General features: G+C 40.7%; 4 protein-coding genes. All 4 read left to right on the top strand.

Annotated elements, in window-relative coordinates:
* Nucleotides 1–1585: VaFE repeat-containing surface-anchored protein (locus RHS_RS28300; RefSeq protein ID WP_395023627.1), on the top strand; the 1585-nt coding region annotated here is incomplete at its 5' end.
* A 65-nt stretch (nt 1586–1650) separates the two neighbouring features.
* The gene (locus RHS_RS32245; RefSeq protein ID WP_395023626.1) at nt 1651–2052 is read left to right on the top strand and encodes a DUF961 family protein; all 402 of its coding nucleotides are present in this window, start codon (nt 1651–1653) and stop codon (nt 2050–2052) included.
* Nucleotides 2053–2139: 87 nt separating this feature from the next.
* Nucleotides 2140–2697 (top strand): hypothetical protein, encoded by a 558-nt coding sequence (locus tag RHS_RS28290; RefSeq protein WP_047835078.1) that lies wholly within the window; start codon nt 2140–2142, stop codon nt 2695–2697.
* Nucleotides 2684–3623 (top strand): conjugal transfer protein (locus RHS_RS28285; RefSeq protein ID WP_047835077.1); only part of this gene is annotated, 940 nt, incomplete at its 3' end. The genes RHS_RS28290 and RHS_RS28285, both read left to right, overlap by 14 nt.

Raw genomic sequence — 3623 nt, 5'->3', positions numbered from 1 at the left:
TATTGTAATTACAGATGAAAACGGCATATTTAATACTGCATCCGCCCATGTTCCACACAGCCAGAATACAAACAGAGGTAAAACGGCTGAGGATGGTATCTGGTTTGGAAGTCTGGATACACTGGATGACAATAAAGGGGCACTTCTATATGATACGTATCGGTTTGAGGAACTGCCTTGTGAAGCAAATGCAGATAAGATCCTTATGAAACCATTTGATATTGTCATTAAGAAAAATATGACGGTAGTGGATTTAGGGACAATTACCAATGATTATAAGCCAAAGCCGGAAATAGGAACAACTGCAACCGATAAAGAAACTGGAGGGCATGAAGGGTTTGTGAATGAAAAAACAACCATAGTGGATCTGGTGGAATATGTAAACTTGATTATTGGAAAAACATATGTGGTAGATGGTGTTGTTATGGATCTGCTAACCGGAAAACCGCTCTTAGTAAATGGGAAAGAAGTAAGGGCGAAAAAGACTTTTACAGCAGAGCAGCCAACCGGAAGCATAGAATTGGAATTTACTTTCGATTCTTCAGCATTAAAGGGAAAAGAGGTTGTTATTTTTGAAACCCTGTACCAGGATGAAAAAGAAGTAGCGGTACATGCGGATCTGAAAGATAAAGGGCAGACGGTTAAGTTTGAAGAGCCAAAGATAGGTACCACTGCAACCGATAAAGAAACCGGGAAGCATAAAGGATTTGTGAGCGAAAAAACAACCATAGTGGATCTGGTGGAATATGTCAATCTAATTGTTGGAAAAACTTATATTGTAGATGGTGTTGTAATGGATCTGTTAACCGGGAAAACGCTTATCATAAATGGGAAAGAAGTAAGAGCCAAAAAGACATTTACAGCAAAACAGCCAAATGGAAGCATAGAACTGGAATTTACTTTCGATTCTTCAGCGTTAAAGGGAAAAGAAGTGGTTATCTTTGAAAGCCTGTCTTATGAGGGGAGGGAGATAGCAAGCCATACAGACCTGAAAGATAAAAACCAGACCGTGAAGTTTGAAAAGCCAAAGATAGGCACTACCGCAACGGATAAGGAAACTGGTAAACATGAAGGATATGTAAATAAAACAACAACAATTGTAGACCTGGTGGATTATACCAACCTGATTGTTGGAAAAACATATATTGTAGAGGGCATTGCGATGGATCCGTTAACTGGAAAACCGCTCTTAATAAATGGCAGGGAAGTGATAGTGAAAAAGACATTCACAGCCGACCAGCCAAACGGAAGTGTATCATTGGAATTTACTTTCGATTCTTCGGAATTAAAGGGAAAAGAAGTGGTTATATTTGAAAGCCTGTCTTATGAAGAAAGAGAAATTGCCAGCCATGCAGATTTGAAAGATAAAAACCAGACCGTAAAGTTTGTTGAAAAAGTGAAATTGTTAAAGCCTGTAAGTAATCCAGGAATAACAAAAACAAATCCGCCCAAAACAGGGGATAATACAGCAATCATACTCTGGGCAGTTATACTTGCCGTATCTGCGTTAGGAATAGCTGGAGTTTTTGTTTATCAGAGTAAGAAAGGTAAAAAAGTAAGAGAAGAGGGAAATAGGCGCTTGTAGAACAGGTGTCTATTTTTATGCATGAAAACTAAAAACCAATAAAAAGAAAGAATGAGGTAATTAAAATGAAATTAGTATTAGACTCGAAAAAAACATTTGGAGATTTATTATATTTAGGATTTAGTGAAAAATTTAAATATGAGGATGGAAAGAAAACAAAAGAAGTAGAGGGATTTGCCTGCCGTCTGGCGTCTTCTCTTATGGGTGCCCAGATTGAAGTACTTGTGCCGCCAACTGTATCCGTAGATATGATTCAGTTTGGACGTAAAGTTGCTGTGCCGGAGGTTTCCTGTGATCCGTATGGACGAAGTTCCGAGGGTTCCTCTTTTGCAGAAGTGGTGCTTCGCTGTACAGCGGATACCATTTTGGATTGTTCTATGGAAAAGACACAGGGAGGTAATTCGGGAAATAATCCAGGAAACCACCCAAGCGGTAATCCGGGAGGAAAACCAGAAGAAAAGAAGTAATGGAATGATGAGGGCTGATGATGGCAGGTGCGGGATGCATCTGCCATTTTTAGAAGTTACCAGGAAATAAGCAGTGGAGGAAAAAGAATGGCAAATTTATTAAAGAAAGCCGGGAAGTGGATCCTTACATGGTTTCCTATAGCCTGGTATAAAATATGCCGGGAGCAGATCTGTTATGTTCTGGCGCTTGTGACGTCAATCGGAGTTTTTATTGTATGGGAAGCATTTTATCAGGACGGATCCGTGTTGGGTGAATACAAGCGTGCAGTGCAAATCTTTATGTCTGCGGAGTATGTCAGGATATGGAGCCTTGCAATTATGGCTTCTTTTTGTATCTTAAATATAATACAAAGAAATTGGGGTAGATTAACGGCAGTGTTACTGGCTATAGCCGGCATACAGGCGAGGGTATATTTCTACTGTGCGGATATCTGGCAGAGCCTTGCCAGCATGTTTGTGGTTTCTCTGGTGTATGTAACCGTGCTTAATTGCTTGGAAGCAATCGTAAACCAGAGAGGGAGCAGCATCCTGCATCCAAAAGAAATGCCGGAAATAAAGTATAACACGATAAGGTTCCGTGAGTGCAGGAGAGAGGAAGATATGAAAGAAAAGAAAGGGGCTGAAAAATCGGGTGAAACAAAGTAAGGAGCAAAAAGAGCAGAAGAAACAGTATCCGAAAAGAAGTTATAAAGGAATCCTGCAAAAGATCTTCTGGACGGGATTCTGCCTGGTGCTTGGAATGAGCGCTGTTGCAGTGATCCGAACGGTAAATATGGATAACCGGCTGCAAAGTATCCAGACTGTGGTGGAAAGCCAGAAAAAGGCACTGGAAAAGATGCCGCAGGAAGATAAAAAGCCAGAAGAAAACAGCGTTGCTGTAAATGAAGAAGGTGCAAAGATTTTTGCATGTAACTTTGCCAAAGAGTTCTATACGTGGAACTATAAAAAGGAAAAGGCAGAGGAACGTGCACAGCGGTTAAAAGAGTATCTGGCAGGCGGTTTGGATGCCACTGCCGGATATGATATTACAAGGCTTGATACGGCAAGCAAGGCGGATGAATGTAAAGTATGGCAGTTTGAAGTATCCGGGGATGTTGTGGATCTTGTGGTGAAAGTAAATTATACGTTGACTAAAAAAGTGAAAGAAAAGAAAAAGACATCGGAACAGGCAGTCAAAGAAGAACGTTATCTGCATCTTTCCCTGGTCACGGATGGCAGTAATTTTAAATTAAGGTCACTTCCGTATCTGATTCCGGCACCTCCTGTTATGGAATATGCCCTAAAGGCAGACCAGCCGGATGCATCTACGATGGTAACGGATGAAACATCCAGTAAAGAAATTTACAGCTTTCTGGAAACTTTCTTTAAATTTATGGCAACCGGAACAACGGAAGAACTGCGGTATTATACGAAGTCGGAAGTAGAGAGCCTGAAAGGCATATATGAGTTTATCCGGCTTGACAATGTAGCAATATACCAGGAAAAAGAAGGATACCAGGTGTTTACAGATGTCTGGATGCAGGATGTATCAACAAAGGCAGAAATATTGATGCAGACATCTGTCACTCTGG

This window comes from Robinsoniella sp. RHS, assembly GCF_001029355.1.
GTDB classification, from domain to species: Bacteria; Bacillota; Clostridia; order Lachnospirales; family Lachnospiraceae; genus Robinsoniella; species Robinsoniella peoriensis.
The sequence above is the reverse complement of the archived record's forward strand: the minus strand, read 5'-3'. Positions and strand labels throughout refer to the sequence as shown.